Source organism: Dechloromonas hortensis, assembly GCF_009469765.1.
Lineage (GTDB): Bacteria > Pseudomonadota > Gammaproteobacteria > Burkholderiales > Rhodocyclaceae > Azonexus > Azonexus hortensis.
This window is the reverse complement of record NZ_SSSQ01000005.1, coordinates 102,748-122,141: the sequence shown is the minus strand read 5'-3', so window position 1 is coordinate 122,141 and position 19,394 is coordinate 102,748. Positions and strand designations below refer to the sequence as shown.

Here is a 19,394-nt window from a genome sequence, read left to right as displayed (position 1 = left end):
ATCTCAATGGCCAGTGAAAAAGGCCGAACGGCGCAAGGATTCGAGCGAACCGCGAATCTCTTCGACAATGCCGTCGAACTCGCCGGAAACCTGCGACAGCGACGGGGCAAAACTCTGCCCGTAGGCAGCCTCGATCTTGGCTGACTTGGCCAACACACCACCCAGTTCGACCATCTGGAAAGCATCCTCGAGGGCCCGCTTCAGTTGGCCGCGCAGGCTGGCCAGCTTTTGCCGATGTGCTTCATTCTCATCCTCGCGCCGCTGCAGCACGGCAATTGCTGCCGATTGCGGCGCCAGTTCAGCCGCCTCGCGCAGCAGTCGGGCAAAGCGGATGTCCTGCAGCACGATGGAGACCTCGTTGACACAGCCGTGGATCAGACCGGTCAGCGCCTCCATGCAGGTCCGCAGATCCTGCGAGAAAACGCGCAATTCGTTGGACAGCACGCCAAAGCCGCGGGCTGCCGTACCGGCCCGCTTGGCCAGGAAAATGGCGTTGAGCGCCATGATGTTGATCTTGAAGGAAACCCCGACCACGCGCTTGATTTCTTCATTGATGCGCACGATGCGCAATAGGTCGTCACCAGCCGGCGGCGGCCGGGCTGTGCTCATCGTCAGGGCATTCATCATCATCCAGGCACCGTGGAACTATCCAGTCAGCGGCTAATGTATCAATTCAAGCCGGGACCGGATAGCCCGGCGGTGCTTGGCGGCAGACGGTGCGCTACTTTTCCAGGACGTAGGTGCCCGGCGCATCGGCCAGCGCCGGGAACTTGCGATTGGCCGCCGGATAGGCTTCGACCAGATCGCCGGTCCGTTCGCCCAGCCAGTTCGTCCAGTCGTCCCACCAGGTGCCCGGCTTCTTCTCGGCGCGGTCGAACCAGTGCTCCCAGTGCTCGTTGCGTTCCGGTTCGGCAATCCAGTAGGCACGCTTCGGCGGGTTGGCCGGCGGGTTGACGATGCCGAGGATATGACCCGAGGAGGACAGCACGAATCGCACGGAGGCCGCGACATTGACGTATTTGCGGATGCGGTAGCACTGCTTCCATGGCGCGATATGGTCATCCTCTGCCGTCACCGCATAGAGCGGCTGCGTGATGCGGTCGAGGTCGATCGACTCGCCGGCGATTTCCAGTTTGTCGCGCTTGATCAGGTTGTTGTGCAGATACATTTCGCGCAGGTAGAAGGAATGCATGGCCTGCGGCATGCGCGTCGTATCCATGTTCCAGAACAGCACATCGAACGGTGGCAGGCTTTCGCCGAGCAGGTAGCTGTTCACCCAGTAATGCCAGATCAGGCTGTTCGAACGCAGCAGGCGGAAGGAGGTGGCCATTTCGCCGCCGTCGAGATAGCCCTTCTTGGCCATCGACTCTTCCAGCGCGCCGACACAGGCTTCGTCGATGAAGACATCGATGTCGCCGGGGTGCGAAAAATCGGTCAGCGTCGTGAACAACGTCCAGTGTGCCACTGGCACCTTGTCGGCACCGTAGCGCTTGTTGGCCCAGGCCATGTAGGTGCTGACCAGCGTGCCACCAATGCAGTAGCCGACCAGATGCACCTGCGGCACCTTGCAGAACTCGCAGGCGACACGGACGGCTTCATCGACACCTTCGAGCAGGTAGTCGTCGAGACGGATATCGGCCAGATCCTCGCCCGGGTTCTTCCAACTAGTGATGAAAACCGAGAAGCCCTTGTCGGTCAGGTGCTTGACCATGCTCTTCTTGGCCGTCAGGTCGAGGATGTAGAACTTGTTGATCCAGGGTGTCGTGATGACGATGGGCGTCGCCCGCACCTTGTCGGTGGTCGGTGCGTAGTGGATCAATTCGACCAGGCGATTGCGGAAGACCACCTTGCCCGGCGTCGTCGCCAGATCCTTGCCGACGGTGAAAGCATCCGGCTCGACCATCAGGATATTCTTGGCCTTGGCATCGCGTTGCAGGTTTTCCCAGCCCTGACGCAGACTTTCGCCGTTAGTCTCGACGAAGCGCCGCATGGCGACCGGGTTGAGCCAGAAATAGTTGGTCGGCGCCACCATGTTCAGCCATTCGCGCAACCAGAAGGCGGCCCGCCGGCGTTCCTTGTCGGACAGGCCAGGCGTCTCGAAATACATGTCCTGCAAGCGATGGGTAAAGGCCAGATACCATTCCTTGATGATGTCCCACGAAGCCGACTCGGTCCACACCGGCGCGGCAAAACGGGAATCGTCGGCATTCGGCTTGATCACGTCGTCCGACGGAATGCCGATCGCCCGCCGCATGACGTGCGACTGAAGCGCAAAAAGATCGCCCGACAGGGCGTTGACCGCACGGGTCAGCTCCTGCGGGTGCATCATCCAGGCCATGTGGGCGTTGAGCAACGAGGTGGTGACCCCATAGGGATCGAGGGCGTTGCTGATCGCCTTGCTGGTCGTTTCAAGCGGACTCAGGCTGCTGATATCGATGCCATTGTGGCGGGCTGTTCCATTACCGGACATTTGACTTACCTCTTCCTGAATATTCCAAGTTTACCGAGAACATGTTACAGCGAGACCGACTCGCCGGGGAGCGGCAGATGTACCGCCGACCAGCCAAGCTGTTCCTCGATGGCGCGCTTGAAGGCGGCCGACGCCCCCGGCTCCCCATGCACCACGAAAGTCCGCCCCGGCGCTTTGTGAAAGCCGTGCAACCAGTTGAGCAAGGCCGCCTGGTCGGCATGCGCCGATAAGCCGCCGACCGTATAGATGCGCGCCCGCACCGGTACGGCCTGGCTAAAGATATGGACCAGCCGGGCGCCATCGACCAGTCGCCGGCCGAGCGTACCGGCCGCCTGGAAACCGGTGATCAGCACGCTGCATTCGCTGCGCGGCAGGTTTTCGCGCAGGTGATACTTGATGCGACCAGCCTCGCACATGCCACTGGCCGAAATGATCACCGCGCCGTGGCGCACTTCATTGAGCGCCTTCGAGGCCTCGACATCGGCGACGAACTCGACCTTCATCTGGGCCGGGTGGGCCTGTTGCCAGGCAATCAGCTCACGGGTTTCCGGGTCGAGCAGTTCCTGATGATCGAGCGTGATGCGCGTCGCACTGTTGGCCATCGGGGAATCGACATAAACCTTGAGCGGCGACAGCCGTTTGCGGCGGACCAGATCGGCCAGCGTGTAGAGCATTTCCTGCGTCCGCCCGACGGCAAAGGCCGGAATGATCAGGTTGCCACTCGCAGCCCGGGTCCGTTCGATTGCGCCAATGATTTCCTCCTCGGTTTCCGGCAGGGAGCGGTGCAGGCGGTTGCCGTAGGTCGACTCGATCAACAGCACATCGGCCGTCGGCACGACCTTTTCCGGATCGCACAGCACCGGCCGGTCCGACATGCCGAGATCACCGGAGAAGATCAATCGACGCGGCCGTCCCTCGCCCCCCAGATTCACCTCCAGCCAGGCCGAGCCGAGGATATGACCGGCATCGTGAAAACGCACCCGGACCCCGTCGGCCGGCACCAGCTCGACACCGTAACGAACCGACCGCAACTGCGACAAGGTGGCCAGGGCCTGCGCCACCGAGTAGAGCGGCGCCGGAATGCCGCGCTCGTTCTTGCCGCGCCGGCGGCGATGGCGCAACTGCCACTCTGCTTCCTTTTCCTGGATATGGGCGCTGTCCGGCAGCAAAACTTCGAGCAGCGCAATGCTGGCCGGCGTCGCATAGATCGGCCCCTTGTAGCCGAGCATGGTGAGGCGGGGCAGCAGGCCGGAATGGTCGATGTGAGCATGGGTGAGCAGCACGAAATCGATCTGCCGGACATCGAAGCCGAAATCGAGCGCCCGCTGATTCTTCTGGCGCGCCTCCGGCCCGCCCTGGAACATCCCGCAATCGACCAAAAAGCGGCTATCTCCGGTCTCGACCAGAGTACAGGAACCGGTCACTTCACCGGCCGCTCCGAGAAAAGTCAGTCGCATGTTTATATTCCTCCCGACTTGGCGTAGCATGAACCTCAAGAAGGCTGAATGCAACGCCAGCAGACTGTTTCAGGAGGTAGACCCAATCATGTTCAAGCACATTCTCGTACCGACCGATGGCTCAGAACTTTCGCGCGCCACCGCCAAACGTGCCGTTTCGTTTGCCAAGGAATGCGGCGCCCGGGTAACGGTCTTTTTCGCCAAACCCGAGTATCCGATCGCCTACTTCGGCGAGGGGGCATTGATCGACCCGACCACGCCGGAGAAATTTGCCGAACTGGCCGACCAGCAAGCCAATGAATACCTCGGCGAAGTCCAGAAGGAGTGCGCCGAAGCCGGGGTCGAATGCACGGTGACCTCAGCCACCAGCGACGTCCCCTACGAAGCCATTATCGAAGCCGCCGAAAAGTCCGGCTGCGATCTGATTTTCATGGCTTCTCACGGTCGACGCGGCATCAGCGGCTTTTTACTGGGCAGTGAAACCAACAAGGTGCTGACCCATTCCAAGGTACCGGTGCTGGTTTACCGCTAGGTTTGCCGTCAGTCCAGCAGCGGCCGCTGCTTGGGCAGTTCGTTGAAAACCGCCCGCCCCGGCCACGGGACGCGGCGGTTTTTTGCTGCCGCCCCCGGGCAACCGGCTGGCTCAGCGCTTCAGGCAGTCGTTGCTGGCCGGACGAATTCGGCAGAGCACCTTGCCGCTGTCGGTATCGACGAAATCAACCTCGTCGAGCACGCTGACCAGATAGCGCTTTTTCAGCGTGAAATCGGTTGGCTTGCCGTAAGTGGCTTTCCAGAAGGTCGTGCTCTCGCTGATCAGCGGCTCGATCAGATGGCCCTTGGCGCGCAGGCCGAGATGGCCGACTACGGCGGCCGGCAGATCGGCGACGAAGCCGGCGTCGTCATCGACGACACGCGGATAGAAATCGTAGAGGTTGTCGAAGGCCAGGAAGTAGTCGTAACGCCAGCTGACCTTCATCTGCTGCGTGACGCCGATCTTGTCCTCGTGCGCGTATTCGCCGCGCTCGACGGCAACCGATTGCAGCGGCAGGAATTTGTAGCGGTAATAGTCGTCGACCGCCGGATCGGCCAGCGGGCGCCAACTCCAGCCTTCGGCAATCTGATTGAAGGCCATCCGGTAGCGGACCTGCGCCCTTTCACCGGCGACCTCGACGCTGAAACCCGAACTGGCGGCCAGATCGACGTCGACTTCGACAGTCTCTCCCGGCGACGGCGGGTGACCGGCCTTGACCTGGGCAGCCAGACGCTCGAACTGCTGTTCGGCGCTGTCCAGCGCAGCGGCTGGCGTCAAAAAAGCGGCGGCCAAAGCCGCCGTCAAACAATGCCTGAGGAAAAACATATCACTCTCGCAACACCACCGGAAAGGCAGCGCACGGACGCCAGAATGCCGCCATCGAGACGGCTTGCCCATGATGCACATCAACAATTCCTGATGCATTCAGACCTGGGCCCGGCTTACCCTCCGGCAAACGGCTAACGGCTGCAAACCGGGGCGATCGCCATCGGGCCACGCAGGTCGGGCCGCTGGTAGGTGGTCCGAACGATGCCCGTGCTTGCATCGAACAGTACGTCGAAGCGGGCCAACTGGTTCCAGTCGTCGCAGAACAGCCACTCCCAGACCAGTTCGTTGCGCGCCTTGAAAAATACGGTCCACGCCGGATTGGGCGGGCCGAGCAGACGGAGGATGTCGTTCTGGTCGTGCTTGTCCGGCCGGATCTGCGCGAAATGGCGGGTGTCGAGGACATTCTCCAGCCGGATCAAACGCTGATCCGGCCCGAAAAAGGCCATGAAGGTATGGACTCCCTGCGGCCCGCGCGGGAAAGCCAGTTGCTGGCTGCCGTCCGTGTCCTTCCAGCGCAGCGCCGGCGGCCCCATTTGGGCGACCACCTCGTCGATCTGCGCAATGCCGGGCTGCAAGCCGCGACCGTCGTTACCGGCGCAGGCGGACAAAAGCAGAATAGCGCAGAGCAGGCAGATTTTGCGGATCATGGTGGACTCCTCATCGCTTCAGGCCATGCCTGCGGTGGACGTGGCAAATTCGGCCAAAACCGGCGCCGCGACCGGCTCGCCCAGAGCCGCCCAGAAATCCAGTTCCAGCCGCGAGCACAGCTTCTGCAACAGTGCGAAGGCAGCGTCGATATGGTTTTCCGCCGCCGCACTCGGGGCCGCCCCCAGTTCGAACTCTTCGCCACGCACGCAGAGCACGAAGGCCGGTGGCGCCGCGCCGCCTTCGGTCTGCCGGTAGACCTGAAGCACCGACTCGGGCGGCAGCGCATGTGTGCTATGCGCCAGACCGGGCACCGCCTCGATGCGCCGGAAGGTGAATGGACCCGGTGTCCGTTCGCCGGCATCGATGAACAGGGCGAGTTGCCGGCCCGGCAAGTCGAGGACGTGCTCGATATTGAGCTGGAAGTCCTCGATCAGTTCGATCTGCCCGGCCAGTCCTTCATCGTCGAGCCAGTCGGCCAGTCGAGCGCAGAGCAGCGGGCCGATGGCGTCATCGCCCCGGCTCGGGTTGCCGACCGCGAAGATGACCAGTGGCGCCGTCATGCCCGGCTCAGCGCATGCACAACCTGCCCTTCGACATCGACCAGCTCGACGGCAAGCGGCATCTTGCCCAGCGCGTGCGTCGCGCAGGACAGGCAGGGGTCGAAGGCGCGGATGGCGACTTCGATGTGGTTGAGCAGGCCTTCGGTGACTTCGCGGCCATTCAGGTAGCGCCGCGCGACATGGCGGATCGCCTCGTTCATCGCCTGGTTGTTGTTGGTCGTGGACACGATCAGGTTGGCCATCGTCACCACGTCGTTCTCGTCCACCTGGTAATGGTGGAACAGCGTGCCGCGCGGCGCCTCGATGACGCCAACTCCTTCCATCTGCCGTTCGCCTTCGACCATCAGGTCTTTCGACAGCAGGTCGTCGTCGTGCAGCAGTTCCTTGATCACCTCGGCGGCGTGCAGCATCTCGATCATCCGCGTCCAGTGGTAGGCGAGCGGCGCGTGCAGCGGCGAGCCGCCGGCGTAATCGACGAATTCCTTGCGCTCGTGCTCGGCGAACGGCGTCGAGATCTGGTTGCAGTTCTGCACCCGGGCCAGCGGGCCGACCTTGTACCAGCCGTGTTCCTTGCCGAGCGATTTGAAGAAGGGAAATTTCATGTAGCTCCACGGCCGCACTTCTTCCTCGATGTACTGGTGGTATTGCTGGTAATCGACATGGTCGAAGATCAACTTGCCGTTGTCGTCGCGGGCGCGCAGCGTGCCGTGATAGAAATCGAGGTCGCCGTTGTGGCCGACCAGCGACATGAAGTTGGAGCGGAAGATGCCGAAGCTGTTGTACAGCCCCGGGTCCTGCGTATGCACTTTCTGGATCAGGTGCACCGCGTCGCGCGACCATTGGACGATGTGGTAGATATCCTTGAGCAGTTCGTCGCGCTCAGCGGTACTCAGCGACTTGTTCATGCCACCCGGCACCGCCCCCGTGCCATGCACCCGCTTGCCGGCCGTGACGCGGATCACCTCCTGGCCGAAGCGGCGCAGCAGGACGCCGCGCTTGGCGGTTTCCGGGTGGGCCAGGGCGACGCCGACGATGTTGCGCTTGGTCACCTCGCTGTCGAAGCCGAACAGCAGGTCGGGCGAACAGAGGTGGAAGAAGTGCAGCGCGTGCGATTGCAGCATCTGGCCGTAGTGCATCAGCCGACGCAGCTTTTCGGCGGCCGGCGTCAGCTTCTTGGCGCCGACGATGACATCGAGCGCCTTCGACGCGGCGAGATGGTGCGACACCGGGCAGATGCCGCACAGGCGCTGGACCATGACCGGCACCTCCCAATACGGCCGGCCCTGGATGAATTTCTCGAAGCCCCGGAATTCGACGATGTGGAGGCGCACCTGGTGCACCTTGTTCTGGTCGTCGAGCAGGATGGTCACCTTGCCATGCCCTTCGACGCGCGACACCGGATCAATGGCGACGCGGCGCAGGGTTTCGGGGTGCTGGGCAGTTTCAAGGTTGTAGGTCATGTCCTCACCTCGGCTAATCGTAATGCATCAAACCGTGGCCGAGCGTCGGTTCGCGGCCGGCCAGCAGGTCGGTCAGCACTTTCCAGATGGCGTCGGCCGAGGGCGGGCAACCGGGGATGAAATAGTCGATCTTCACGACTTCGTGGATCGGGTGCACCTTGTTCAGCGGCAGCGGCAGTTCTGGGTCGTTCGGGATCATGCCGTTGGCCAGCCCCGGGCTGGTGTGATAGACCTCTTCGAGAATGGTGGTCAGCGGCAGGTGGTTGCGCTGGGCCGGCAGGCCGCCATTGACCGCACAGGCACCGAGTGCGACCAGTATCTTGCAGTTCTGGCGGAACTCGCGCAGAACATGCACGTTCTCGGCATTGCACAGGCCGCCTTCGATCAAACCGATGTCGGTGCCCGGGCTGACCGTCTTGATGTCGGTCAGCGGCGAACGGTCGAACTCGATGTGTTCAAGCAGCGTGAACAGCCGCTCATCGATGTCGAGGAAGGACATGTGGCAGCCGAAGCAGCCGGCTAGCGAGGTCGTCGCCACCCTGAGTTTGCGGTTCTCGCTCATCTCAGCGGCCCTCCGTCGTTTCGGAAATCGGCGCCTTGTCGTACTTGCGCTCGCCGATCGGCACTGCGAAACCGTGCCGCTTGGGCAGGATGACGCCGACCGGGCAGACCTGCGCCGCCTTGTCGGCCAGCGTGAAGTTGGTATCGGCCAGGCGGCCGGACTTGGCATTGACGATCAGATGGGTCTTGATGCCGCGCCCGGACAGCGCGAAAACGTTCTTGCCATCGACATCGCGGCTGGCCCGCACGCACAGCGAGCAGAGGATGCAGCGATTGAAGTCGAGCAAAACATCGGGATGCGAGGCGTCGACCGCCCGACTCGGGAAAAAATGGTCGAAATGCGGGCTCATCATGCCCAGGTGATAGGCCGTGGCCTGCAACCGGCAATTGCCGCTCGTCTCGCAGGAGGGACAGAAATGGTTGCCCTCGACGAACAGCATCTGGGTCAGCGCCCGGCGTTCGTCGTTGAGCTCTTCGGTCTCGCTCTCGACCACCATGCCGGGCAAGGCGCGCATCGTACAGGAGGCCGTCTGCCGGCCGTTCACCTTGACTGTGCACAGCTTGCACGAGCCGTGCGGCTTGAAGTCCGGGTGGTAGCACAGGTGCGGAATGAAGACCCCGGCCGCGTCGGCGGCCTGCAGGATGGTCTGGCCCTCGGCGAAGGGAATGGTTTTGCCGTCGAGCGTGAAGGTATGGCTCATGCTGCACCTCCATGTTTGCTGGAGAGGTGGGCGCCGGCATCGTCGCGCCCGGTCATCTGCCGTGCTTCGGCCAGCGCCCGGTCGAGGTCGAAGGCCGGCGTGAAGTCCTGCTGCGTCATCCGCTGCTCGTAGGCCGGCCGGAAGCGGGCGATGGTGTCGAGTACCGGATTGCAGGCGGTATGGCCGAGGCCGCAATGGCTCATTGCCTGAAGCAACTGGTTCAGTTTCTCGATTTCGGCAAAGTCGTACGGTGAACCGACGCCGTTGTGCAATTTATCCATCAGGTTCTTGAGCAGCGACGTGCCGACCCGGCACGGCGTGCAGAAGCCGCAGCTTTCATGCTGGAAGAAATGGACGTAGTTGCGCGCCACTTCGAACATGTCACGACTGTTGTCGAAAATGGTGAAGGCGCCGGCCGTCGGAATATCCTCGAAGCCGATGACACGGTCGAATTCGGCTGGCGCGACGCAGACGCCGGACGGGCCGCTGACCTGCACGGCCTGCGTATCCCTGGCGCCACAGTCTGCAAGCACCTGGCGGATGCTGACGCCGAACGGGTACTCGTAGATGCCGGGCCGCTCGCAATCGCCGGACACCGAAAGCAGCTTGGTGCCGGCGGAATGTTTGGTGCCGATGCTGGCGTACCACTCGCCGCCATTCAGCGCGACCAAGGCGGCGGCAGCGAAGGTCTCGACGTTGTTGACGATGGTCGGCTGGTCGAGATAGCCGTTGGTGACTGGGAACGGCGGCCGGTTGCGCGGCGTGCCGCGCTTGCCTTCGAGCGACTCGATCAGCGCCGACTCTTCACCACAGACGTAGGCGCCGGCGCCAAGGTGGATCTCGATGTCGAAATCGGCCCCGGGCAGGCCGAGAATGTCGTTGCCCAGCACTTTTTCCCGCCGCCGGCGTTCGAGCACCGCAGTGAGCGGCTCCAGCAGGTAACGGTATTCGCCGCGCAGGTAAAGGAAACCGCGGCGGGCGCCGATGGCGTAGGCCGCCGCGGTCATTCCCTCGAAAACCAGATCGGCATGCGAAGTCAGCAGTACGCGGTCCTTGAAGGTGCCCGGCTCGCCTTCATCGGCATTGCAAACGACGAAGCGCTCCTGTCCGGGCTTGAGCGGGGCGTTGCGACAGGCTTCCCACTTGATCCCGGTCATGAAGCCGGCGCCACCGCGGCCGCGCAGGTTGGCCCGCTTCATGTCGTCGAGCATGGCGATCGGCCCGCCCAGTCCGGACGGCAAACCTTCGCGCCAGGAGCGCATGTTGGAGGCCATCAGACCATCGCTCGGCGCCCGCGCCCGCGCCGCCCGCAAGGCATCGCCCGGGGCCATCTGGGCGGCGAGCAGCACGTCGGCACGCCGCACATTGTCATCCACCCGGAAGTAGTCGGCCGGCCACTCGGCCAGCGGCACCTTGTTGCGGATCAGTTCGGCGATTTCATCGACCAGTCCGGCGGTCAACCGCGGAATGGCGTAATTATTGACCAGCAGCCCCGGCCCCTGATCGCACATGCCGGTACAGGAAGTGATATCGACACTGAGCAGGCCGTCTTCCGAGACCTTGCCCGGTTCGACCCAGAGGCTGCTGCACAGGCGCTCCATCAGCGCGACGCTACCCTGCATGCGGTCGGTGACATTATCGGAAAACAGGATGCGGTACTTGCCGCGCGGCTGGGTGTAGAGGAAGGCGTAGAAGCCGGCGACACCTTCGATCTTGGTTCTCGGCACGCCGAGCACCACCTGCAGGCGATCGATGGCTTCAGGTGGCAACCAGTCGCAGGCCTCCTGGACTTCACGCAGTATCTGCAGCATGCAGGTCGGATCTCGCCGATGACGGGTAGCCACGCGATCAACAATCCCGGCTACCGCTTCGGCATGCATTTCGTTGAGTGCCACTTCAACCTCCCGAAAACTGCCCATGACGCAGCAAAGATTATCACTATTTATTGCAGGGTTATTGCGGCAGATCAAACAGCTCCCCAGCCGATACTGATAACGACACCAATGCCCCGCAAAGTGGCGCCGATACGCGCTGCGGCAAGAAAATCCACGCCATCGGAATGTCAACAAACCGCAACAGGAATGTGCAACAATAATGCTGCATCACAGCATGCATTAGTACCCGTTAATGCATGTTCATCAGCCATTAATGGTGCACCGCATCAGCTTCTGGCCCCCTTTACGGAAGGAAGAACAGCATGACCACAACAACCGAACAATCCCCCCTCGTGCAAACCAATCACGTCTTGCCGCTGGCTGGCAAGAAGGGCCTGATCACCGGTGTCGCGAATGACAAGTCGATCGCCTTCGCCGTCGCCAAGGCGATCCGCGAACTGGGCGGCGAAATCGCGCTGACCTACCAGAATGAAAAGACCGCCAAATACACGCAGCCGCTGGCCGAGGCACTGGGCGCCAAGCTCTTCCTGAAGCTCGACGTCACCGAAGAAGGCAGCTTGGAATCGGTCATCGAAAAGTGCGGCGCCGAGTTCGGCGAAATCGACTTCGCCATTCACTCGATGGCCTTCTGCAACGGCGACGACCTGCACGGCCGCGTCATCGACACCACCGAAGCCGGTTTCGACTCGGCCATGAACATCTCCTGCCACAGCTTCCTGCGCATGGCCAAGGCGCTTGAGCCGCTGATGGCCCACGGCGGCTCGCTGATCACCATGTCCTACCTCGGTGCCGAACGCGTCGTCCGCAACTATGGCGTGATGGGCATCATCAAGGCGGCGCTCGAATCTGCTGTCCGCTACATGGCCTACGACCTCGGCCCCAAGGGCATTCGCGTCTTCGCCGTGTCGCCCGGCCCGATCATGACCCGCGCCGCTTCCGGTATCGCCAACTTCAACACGCTGCTCGAATCAGATGCCGCCAAGGCACCGCTCGGCCGCACCGTGACCATCGACGAAGTCGGCGCCCTGACCGCCTTCCTGTGCACGGCCGGTTCGTCCGGCATGACCGGGCAGACGATCTACGTGGACGCCGGCGCCCACATCGTCGCCTAAGCAGTTAGCTCAAGCAGCCGCAAGGCGCAGTCCGACTGCGTCTTTGCGGTATGCTTTGGTTTCAGACGTTCCCGTATGGTGCAGCCAATGGAAGCCAATTGCGGCACGATCATCGCCGACCCGGTCCCGGATCACCCGCTGCTCAATGGCAGGCAAGAGATCGGCCGCGGCGAAAACACCATCGTCCTCGACGGCGATGTGGTTGATGGGCAGGAGAGAGTCTTCAAGGTGCTCTCTTCACCAACCGACTATGCCTACTACACGGCCCCCGACCGACCGACCGGCCATCACTTCCCGATCGTCTATGCCGACCACGGCACCGTCGGCCGTTCCAGCCGCGGCTTTCCTTTTCATATCGTCGAAGTCGAAAAACTCTACCCGCTACCCGGCGGCGGTGATGCTGCGGACGTCGCAACCAAGATTTCCACCTCCTACTTCGATGCCTGTCTGATGTGGCGCAACCTGGCCCAGGATATGGGACGCATCGCGCTGCATCACCTCGTCGTCACCCCGATGGGCTGGACCGACACAGTCCGGGACTCGCTGAAGGCGCTGGAAGAATTCTCCAGCGAATATGGCGCCCTGCCCGACCTGATCAAGGCCGATAACCTGATGATGCGCAAGGATGGGACCCTGGTCTTCTCCGACCCGGTTTTCATGGAATGAGCACTGTCCACCGCAGCCCTCGATTTTTCTTGCTACATAACGCAGCCTTCACCACTGGCCCTGTCGGATCATGACCATCAGCCAAATTCATTTCGCGTCGCGCGAACACGCCGAATCGCTCATCGGCAATCCCTTGATGGCGGTGATCTCGATCACCGACCCGGGCACCCCGGAAGCCAGGCTCGACCCGATGTTCAACCACGTGCTGCGCCTGGCTTTTTACGATGCCGTCCCGGCCGACGAATATTTGCCGGCCCCCATGCCCGGCCTGTTCAATCACCTGATGGCGCGCCAGATCAGCGATTTCGTCAAGGAATTGCAAGCGGCGCCCTTCCCGATGTCGGTCATGGTCCATTGCGAATATGGCGTCAGCCGTTCGGCCGCCGTCGCCCTCTTCGTCGAGGCTTACTCCGGCGCCCCGCTGCACGCCCGGGAATTTACCTTCGAGGCCAACCAGTGGGTCATCGACCGACTCTCGGCACTTCATCCCAAACTGCAGATCGACATCCCGCCTAAAACAGCGATACACGAACGTCGTGTTGCCCAGCGGGATTGATTTTCAGGGCCTTGAGCAGAGTTCCCCAAAGGCATCGTATGCTGCAAGTGCACACAAAATATCTCACCGAACGATGGCAACCACGCGCCTGAAAACGACATTAAAAGTCAAACAAGCAGTTGCCGAGCGCATTGTTTGCTGCGCCGCAGCACACTATACTGGGCATTAGTTATCGGACCTTCTGGTCCATGTCCTTATTGGGGAGCAAGACCATGCATGAGAGTAACGAACAACGTTTACTCGTCAACCGCACCTACGACGAAATCCGTATCGGCGACGCCTCGAACCTGACGCGCACCCTGATGCCGGAAGACGTCAAGCTGTTTGCGATCCTGACCGGCGACATCAACCCGGCCGTCGTTGACCCGCAATACGCCGAAAGCGGCATGTTCCGCGAAGTCATGGCGCACGGCATGTGGAGTGGCTCGCTGATTTCGACGGTACTGGGTACCCAGTTTCCCGGCCCCGGCACCATCCTGATCGACCAGACGCTGCATTTCGCCCGCCCGGTGACCATTGGCGACACCATCACCATCACGGTGACCGCCAAGCAGAAATTCGATCACAACAAGCACGTCATTTTTGATTGCGTGTGCGCCAACCAGGAAGGCTTGCAGGTCGTGCGCGGCACGGCTGAGGTCCTGGCACCGACCGAAAAGATCTCGCACATGCAGGCGGTGCACTTTCCAGCCATCCGCATCGACGACAAGCATGAGCGTTACAAACACCTGCTGTCGCGCGTCAAGGGTCTGGAACCGATCCCGACTGCCGTCGCCCACCCCTGCGACTGCGAATCCCTGCGCGGGCCGGTCATCGCCTTCCAGGAAGGCATCATTGAGCCGATCCTGGTCGGTCCAGAATCCAAGATCCGCTCGGTGGCCGAAGAGTTCGGCATCGACCTGCACGGCATCCGCATCGTCAACGCCGCGCACAGCCACGACTCGGCGGCGATCGCCGTTTCACTGGTGCGCACCGGCGATGCCGAAGCCTTGATGAAGGGCAGCCTGCATACCGACGAACTGATGGGCGAAGTCGTCTCGCGCGCCAACGGCCTGCGCACCTCGCGCCGGATCAGCCACGTCTTCCTGATGGATGTGCCGACCTATCATCGGCCGCTGCTGATCACCGATGCGGCGATCAATATCGCGCCCACCCTGGAAGAAAAGGTCGACATCATCCAGAACGCCATCGAACTGGCCCACATTATCGGCATCCCCGAACCCAAGGTTGCCATCCTGTCCGCCGTCGAGACGGTGAACCCGAAAATCCAGTCCACGCTGGACGCCGCCGCCCTGTGCAAGATGGCTGACCGTGGCCAGATTCGGGGCGGCATCCTCGATGGCCCGCTGGCCTTCGACAACGCCGTGTCCATCGTCGCCGCCAAAACCAAGGGCATCAAGTCGGCCGTCGCCGGCCACGCCGAAATTCTCGTCGTGCCCGACCTCGAATCCGGCAACATGGTGGCCAAGCAGCTTGAATACCTCGCCAACGCCCTGACTGCCGGCATCGTGCTCGGCACCCGGGTGCCCATCGTTCTGACCAGCCGTGCCGACTCGGCCGAAACGCGTACCGCCTCCTGCGTCATCGCCGCCCTGATCGCTCACGCCAATCGCAACAAAGGATCTGTCTGATATGAAACTCGGCATTCTGACCATCAACGCCGGCTCCTCGTCGATCAAGTTCGCACTCTTTCCGCTCGCCCACCCGATTTCGCCGGAGGCCGAAGTCTCCGGCCAGATCGACGGCATCGGCGCCGAATCGACCAAGCTCATCGCCAAGAACCGTGCTGGCGACCGCATCGCCGACCAGACCCTGAGCGGCGAACGGGTCACCCACGACCAGGCCTTCGACGCCCTGCTCAACTGGTTTACCGGCAGCCACAACGACTGGGAAATCGTCGCCGTCGGCCACCGTGTCGTGCATGGCGGCGACCACTACTCGGCGCCGATCGCCATCGACGCCCACGTGCTGGAGAAGCTGAGCAGCTACGTGCCGCTCGCCCCGCTGCACCAGCCGCACAACGTCGCCGGCATCCGCGCCCTGCAGGCCCTGCTCCCCCGCGTGCCGCAGATCGCCTGCTTCGACACGGCCTTCCACCGCAGCCAGCCGGATGTCGCCCAGATCTTCGGCCTGCCGCGCTCGATCACCGCCGAAGGCGTCAAGCGCTACGGCTTCCACGGCCTGTCCTACGAGTACATCGCCCGCGCCCTGCCGCAACACTCACGGCGTGCCGACGGCCGTGTCGTCGTCGCCCACCTCGGCAACGGCGCCAGCATGGCGGCCATGGTCAATCGCAAGTGCGTCGCCACGACACTCGGTTTCTCGACCATCGACGGCCTGGTCATGGGCACCCGTTGCGGCAATCTCGACCCCGGTGTCGTGCTGCACCTGATGGAGACCAAGAACCTCTCGGTCAAGGACATGACCAAGATGCTCTATAAGGAATCCGGCCTGCTCGGCGTCTCCGGCATCAGCCAGGACATGCGCACCCTGCTCTCCAGCGACAAGCCGGAAGCCCAGGAGGCGGTCAACCTGTTCTGCTACCGCATCGCCCGCGAACTGGGCTCGCTGGCCGCAGCGGCCGGCGGCCTCGATGCCCTGGTCTTTACCGGTGGCATCGGCGAGCATGCGGCGGAAGTGCGGCGCCGGGTCTGCCTGCTCTCCGACTGGCTCGGCATCCGCCTCAATCCGGAAGCGAATGCCCGCCATGACCTGCATATTGGCGCCGGCAACAGCAGCGTCGATGTGCTGGTCATTCCGACCAACGAGGAGTGGATGATGGCCCACCACGCCCAGACGCTACTCGCCCTCTAAGCAAAAATTTTTTGCCCGCAGGCCCCGGCCCCGAGAGGTGCCGGGGCCTTGTTTTTTCGGGGTTTTCAGCAGTATGACAAAACGCTTTGTCGATTGGCACACAACCCCGTATCTAGTCAACGGATTGAATTGACCTACTAGATATAGTAGATTCGCATCCATTCGAAAACTAACAAGCCCGATTAATCAAGCCATGCTGAGGAGCAAAAAGTGAGCCCAGTCGCCGAACAATTGTCCCTGACCGACATCCCCGCCCCGCCCGAATTCGCCCCGCTTCAGGAGCAGGAAATCTCCGGCGAAGTACTGATCGAAAAGTACGCCAAAGGCAAGGAAACCAACGTCCATGACGTGCGTCGCCGCGTCGCCTACGCACTAGCTCAGGTCGAGCAGGAAAAGGATCGTGCGCATTGGGAATCAAAGTTCCTGTGGGCTCAGGAAAACGGTTTCATTCCGGCCGGTCGCATCAATTCAGCTGCCGGTACCGACCTGCAAGCCACGCTGATCAACTGCTTCGTGCAACCGGTGGGTGACTCCATCGTCGAAACCACCGACGGCAAACCCGGCATCTACACTGCCCTGGCCCAGGCGGCTGAAACCATGCGTCGCGGCGGCGGGGTCGGCTACGACTTCTCCAGCATCCGGCCGCAAGGCGCCCACGTCAAGGGCACGCAATCGCGCGCCTCCGGCCCGGTATCCTACATGCGTGTCTTCGACCGCTCCTGCGAAACCGTCGAATCGGCCGGAGCCCGTCGCGGTGCGCAAATGGGTGTCCTGCGCTGCGATCATCCGGACATCGAGGAATTCATCCACGCCAAGGACCACGGCGACCTGACCAATTTCAACATTTCCATCGGGGTCACTGACACCTTCATGGAAGCGGTCGATGCCGATACCGATGTCGAACTGCTGCATCGGGCCGAACCGAATGCCGACATGCTGTCGGCCGGCGCCTATCAGCGCGAAGATGGCATGTGGGTCTACCGCAAGGTGCGCGCCCGCGAACTGTGGGACCAGGTGATGAAATCGACCTACGACCACGCCGAGCCGGGCATCCTGTTCCTCGATCGCATGAACAAGGACAACAACCTCAATTACTGCGAAGTGATCGAGGCGACCAACCCCTGCGCCGAACAGCCGCTGCCGCCGTATGGCTGCTGCTGCCTGGGTTCGATCAACCTGACGCTGTACGTCCACCACGCCTTCTCCGACAAGGCCGAGTTCGATTTCGCCGCCTTCGAGGAAGTCGTCCGCGTCTCGACCCGCATGCTCGACAACGTGCTCGACGCCACCCACTGGCCGCTCGAACGCCAGCAGCAGGAAGCCGCCAACAAGCGCCGCGTCGGCCTCGGCTTCACCGGCCTCGGCGATACGCTGGCCATGCTCCGCCTGCGTTACGACCGGGTCGAAGCCCGCGCCATGGCGACCCGCATTACCGAATGCATGCGTGATGCCGCCTATCTGTATTCGGTCGAACTGGCCAAGGAACGCGGCGCCTTCCCGCTGTTCAATGCCGAGCTCTACCTGTCCGGCGGCAACTTCGCTTCCCGTCTGCCGAACGAGGTCAAGGCCGAGATCCGCAAGCATGGCCTGCGCAACTCGCACCTGCTGTCGATCGCACCGACCGGCACCATCTCGCTGGCCTTCGCCGACAATGCCTCGAACGGCATCGAACCGCCGTTCTCCTGGACCTACAACCGCAAAAAGCGCATGCCGGATGGCACGCTGAAAGAATACGCGGTCGAGGACTACGCCTGGCGCCTCTACAAGCATCAAGGCGGCGATGTGAGCAAGCTGCCCGACTACTTCGTCACGGCGCTGGAAATCTCCGCCCAGGCGCATGCCGACATGGTCGCCGCCGTTGCGCCGCATATCGACACCTCGATCTCGAAGACGGTCAACGTGCCGGCCGACTATCCCTACGAAGACTTCCAGGATCTCTACATGAGCGCCTGGAAATCCGGTCTCAAGGGCCTCGCCACCTATCGCCCGAACAGCGTCCTCGGCTCCGTGCTTTCGGTCACCACCGAACCGGCCAAGACCGACTCCACGGCAGCCGATGCCAAGTCGCCGCAGGATTTCGTCTCCGACGCCAACCGTCGCCTGTCGATCAAGAACCTGCCGGCCCCGGTCCTCTCCAGCCTGCGCTGGCCGGGCCGTCCGAACCTGCCGGAAGGCAATCTGTGCTGGACCTACATGCTCGACTCGCCGATCGGCAAGTTCGCGCTGTTCGTCGGCCACGTCGAACCGGAAGGCCGGGCCTGGCCGTTTGAAGTCTGGGCCAATGGCCCGGCCGAACCGCGCGGTCTGGGCGCCGTCGCCAAGACCTTGTCGATGGACATGCGGGCCAACGACCATGGCTGGCTGGAAATGAAACTGGATGCGCTGGCCAAGACGCCGGGCGACTCCTTCGAAATGCCGATGCCGCCGCATGGCGAGCGCAAGCGCGTGCCCTCCGTGGTGTCCGCCATGGCCCAGGTCATCGCCTGGCGGTGCGAACAACTCGGCGCCTTCAAGCACGAAGGCCCGACGCCGGTGAAGGATGCCCTGTTCAGCGCCAAGGAGCCGAAGACCGGCACCGACGGCACGCTGTCCTGGACGGTCGACATCAACAACCCGTCGACCGGCGAAGACTTCGTCCTCGGCCTCAAGGAAATCACGCTGCCGGACGGCGTCACCCGCCCCTACTCGATGTGGCTCTCGGGCAACTACCCGCGTGCCCTCGACGGCCTCTCCAAGCTGCTTTCGCTGGACATGCGTGTTCTCGATCCGGCCTGGATCGGTATGAAGCTGCGCAAGCTGATCGATTACTCCGAGCCGCTCGGCGATTTCATGGCCTTCGTCCCGGGCTCCCGCAAGCAGCAGACCTATCCGTCGACGGTGGCCTACATCGCTCACCTGATCATTCACCGCTACTGCATGCTCGGCATCCTCGACGACAAGGGCTTCCCGCTGCAGCAGATGGGCATCCTTGAAGCGCCGGAAGATACCTCCAGCAACAAGGTGCTGCCGACCCAGGGCAAGCTCTGCCCGGAATGCGGCAACCACACGATGATCCGCAAGGACGGCTGCGACTTCTGCACCGCCTGCGGCGCGGTCGGAACCTGCGGCTGATCACGCCCGACGCGCCAACAAAA

Annotated in this window: 17 protein-coding genes; 7 read left to right on the top strand and 10 right to left on the bottom strand. The window is 62.5% G+C overall.

Going from position 1 to position 19,394, the window contains the following annotated elements; genetic code table 11:
* Positions 1–3: 3 nt before the first annotated feature.
* From GH663_RS10515 to GH663_RS10505, 3 genes are all read right to left on the bottom strand, one after another.
* Positions 4–630 carry a chemotaxis protein gene (locus tag GH663_RS10515; RefSeq protein ID WP_246181554.1) on the bottom strand — a complete coding sequence of 209 codons (627 nt, stop codon included), beginning with the start codon at positions 628–630 and terminating at the stop codon, positions 4–6.
* A 91-nt stretch (positions 631–721) separates the two neighbouring features.
* The gene (locus tag GH663_RS10510; protein ID WP_153131588.1) at positions 722–2,470 is read right to left on the bottom strand and encodes a PHA/PHB synthase family protein; all 1,749 of its coding nucleotides are present in this window, start codon (positions 2,468–2,470) and stop codon (positions 722–724) included.
* A gap of 44 nt (positions 2,471–2,514) precedes the next feature.
* On the bottom strand, positions 2,515–3,927 hold the full coding sequence (locus GH663_RS10505) for an MBL fold metallo-hydrolase RNA specificity domain-containing protein (protein WP_153131586.1): 1,413 nt from the start codon (positions 3,925–3,927) through the stop codon (positions 2,515–2,517).
* Positions 3,928–4,015: 88 nt separating this feature from the next.
* On the opposite strand from GH663_RS10505, the gene GH663_RS10500 reads away from it, so the two are divergent.
* Positions 4,016–4,459, top strand: coding sequence for a universal stress protein (locus tag GH663_RS10500; protein WP_153131584.1), 444 nt, complete (start codon positions 4,016–4,018; stop codon positions 4,457–4,459).
* Between the two features lie 111 nt (positions 4,460–4,570).
* Here GH663_RS10500 and GH663_RS10495 read toward each other — a convergent pair whose 3' ends face one another.
* From GH663_RS10495 to GH663_RS10465, 7 genes are all read right to left on the bottom strand, one after another.
* Positions 4,571–5,284 carry a hypothetical protein gene (locus tag GH663_RS10495; RefSeq protein WP_211371118.1) on the bottom strand — a complete coding sequence of 238 codons (714 nt, stop codon included), beginning with the start codon at positions 5,282–5,284 and terminating at the stop codon, positions 4,571–4,573.
* Between the two features lie 134 nt (positions 5,285–5,418).
* Complete coding sequence (locus tag GH663_RS10490; RefSeq protein WP_153131579.1) at positions 5,419–5,934, bottom strand: hypothetical protein; 516 nt, start codon at positions 5,932–5,934, stop codon at positions 5,419–5,421.
* Between the two features lie 18 nt (positions 5,935–5,952).
* Positions 5,953–6,495 carry a hydrogenase maturation protease gene (locus GH663_RS10485; protein WP_153131577.1) on the bottom strand — a complete coding sequence of 181 codons (543 nt, stop codon included), beginning with the start codon at positions 6,493–6,495 and terminating at the stop codon, positions 5,953–5,955.
* A complete protein-coding gene (locus tag GH663_RS10480) occupies positions 6,492–7,955 on the bottom strand; it encodes a Ni/Fe hydrogenase subunit alpha (RefSeq protein WP_153131576.1) in 1,464 nt (487 codons plus the stop codon). The genes GH663_RS10485 and GH663_RS10480 overlap by 4 nt, the downstream gene beginning before the upstream one ends.
* Positions 7,956–7,968: 13 nt before the next feature.
* The gene (locus tag GH663_RS10475) at positions 7,969–8,517 is read right to left on the bottom strand and encodes an NADH-quinone oxidoreductase subunit B family protein (protein ID WP_153131574.1); all 549 of its coding nucleotides are present in this window, start codon (positions 8,515–8,517) and stop codon (positions 7,969–7,971) included.
* Position 8,518: 1 nt separating this feature from the next.
* Complete coding sequence (locus GH663_RS10470) at positions 8,519–9,217, bottom strand: 2Fe-2S iron-sulfur cluster-binding protein (RefSeq protein WP_153131572.1); 699 nt, start codon at positions 9,215–9,217, stop codon at positions 8,519–8,521.
* The gene (locus GH663_RS10465) at positions 9,214–11,097 is read right to left on the bottom strand and encodes an NAD(P)H-dependent oxidoreductase subunit E (RefSeq protein WP_153131776.1); all 1,884 of its coding nucleotides are present in this window, start codon (positions 11,095–11,097) and stop codon (positions 9,214–9,216) included. Before GH663_RS10465 ends, GH663_RS10470 begins: the two co-directional genes overlap by 4 nt.
* 317 nt (positions 11,098–11,414) lie before the next feature.
* On the opposite strand from GH663_RS10465, the gene fabI reads away from it, so the two are divergent.
* From fabI to GH663_RS10435, 6 genes are all read left to right on the top strand, one after another.
* On the top strand, positions 11,415–12,224 hold the full coding sequence (fabI, locus tag GH663_RS10460; RefSeq protein ID WP_153131570.1) for an enoyl-ACP reductase FabI: 810 nt from the start codon (positions 11,415–11,417) through the stop codon (positions 12,222–12,224).
* Positions 12,225–12,311: 87 nt separating this feature from the next.
* A complete protein-coding gene (locus tag GH663_RS10455; RefSeq protein WP_246181553.1) occupies positions 12,312–12,890 on the top strand; it encodes a hypothetical protein in 579 nt (192 codons plus the stop codon).
* 70 nt (positions 12,891–12,960) lie between these two features.
* Entirely contained in the window at positions 12,961–13,446 is a 486-nt protein-coding gene (locus GH663_RS10450; protein WP_153131566.1) for a hypothetical protein, read from the top strand.
* A gap of 212 nt (positions 13,447–13,658) precedes the next feature.
* Positions 13,659–15,077 (top strand): bifunctional enoyl-CoA hydratase/phosphate acetyltransferase, encoded by a 1,419-nt coding sequence (locus tag GH663_RS10445; RefSeq protein WP_153131564.1) that lies wholly within the window; start codon positions 13,659–13,661, stop codon positions 15,075–15,077.
* Position 15,078: 1 nt separating this feature from the next.
* Positions 15,079–16,260 (top strand): acetate/propionate family kinase, encoded by a 1,182-nt coding sequence (locus GH663_RS10440; RefSeq protein ID WP_153131563.1) that lies wholly within the window; start codon positions 15,079–15,081, stop codon positions 16,258–16,260.
* Positions 16,261–16,491: 231 nt separating this feature from the next.
* Positions 16,492–19,371 (top strand): adenosylcobalamin-dependent ribonucleoside-diphosphate reductase, encoded by a 2,880-nt coding sequence (locus GH663_RS10435; protein ID WP_153131774.1) that lies wholly within the window; start codon positions 16,492–16,494, stop codon positions 19,369–19,371.
* Positions 19,372–19,394: the final 23 nt, after the last annotated feature.

Bases quoted from the DNA above. Each gene is read 5' to 3' on its own strand.
- GH663_RS10515 (WP_246181554.1), bottom strand. From the start codon at position 630: ATGATGATGAATGCCCTGACGATGAGCACAGCCCGGCCGCCGCCGGCT.
- GH663_RS10510 (WP_153131588.1), bottom strand. From the start codon at position 2,470: ATGTCCGGTAATGGAACAGCCCGCCACAATGGCATCGATATCAGCAGC.
- GH663_RS10505 (WP_153131586.1), bottom strand. From the start codon at position 3,927: ATGCGACTGACTTTTCTCGGAGCGGCCGGTGAAGTGACCGGTTCCTGT.
- GH663_RS10500 (WP_153131584.1), top strand. From the start codon at position 4,016: ATGTTCAAGCACATTCTCGTACCGACCGATGGCTCAGAACTTTCGCGC.
- GH663_RS10495 (WP_211371118.1), bottom strand. From the start codon at position 5,284: ATGTTTTTCCTCAGGCATTGTTTGACGGCGGCTTTGGCCGCCGCTTTT.
- GH663_RS10490 (WP_153131579.1), bottom strand. From the start codon at position 5,934: ATGATCCGCAAAATCTGCCTGCTCTGCGCTATTCTGCTTTTGTCCGCC.
- GH663_RS10485 (WP_153131577.1), bottom strand. From the start codon at position 6,495: ATGACGGCGCCACTGGTCATCTTCGCGGTCGGCAACCCGAGCCGGGGC.
- GH663_RS10480 (WP_153131576.1), bottom strand. From the start codon at position 7,955: ATGACCTACAACCTTGAAACTGCCCAGCACCCCGAAACCCTGCGCCGC.
- GH663_RS10475 (WP_153131574.1), bottom strand. From the start codon at position 8,517: ATGAGCGAGAACCGCAAACTCAGGGTGGCGACGACCTCGCTAGCCGGC.
- GH663_RS10470 (WP_153131572.1), bottom strand. From the start codon at position 9,217: ATGAGCCATACCTTCACGCTCGACGGCAAAACCATTCCCTTCGCCGAG.
- GH663_RS10465 (WP_153131776.1), bottom strand. From the start codon at position 11,097: ATGCATGCCGAAGCGGTAGCCGGGATTGTTGATCGCGTGGCTACCCGT.
- fabI (WP_153131570.1), top strand. From the start codon at position 11,415: ATGACCACAACAACCGAACAATCCCCCCTCGTGCAAACCAATCACGTC.
- GH663_RS10455 (WP_246181553.1), top strand. From the start codon at position 12,312: ATGGAAGCCAATTGCGGCACGATCATCGCCGACCCGGTCCCGGATCAC.
- GH663_RS10450 (WP_153131566.1), top strand. From the start codon at position 12,961: ATGACCATCAGCCAAATTCATTTCGCGTCGCGCGAACACGCCGAATCG.
- GH663_RS10445 (WP_153131564.1), top strand. From the start codon at position 13,659: ATGCATGAGAGTAACGAACAACGTTTACTCGTCAACCGCACCTACGAC.
- GH663_RS10440 (WP_153131563.1), top strand. From the start codon at position 15,079: ATGAAACTCGGCATTCTGACCATCAACGCCGGCTCCTCGTCGATCAAG.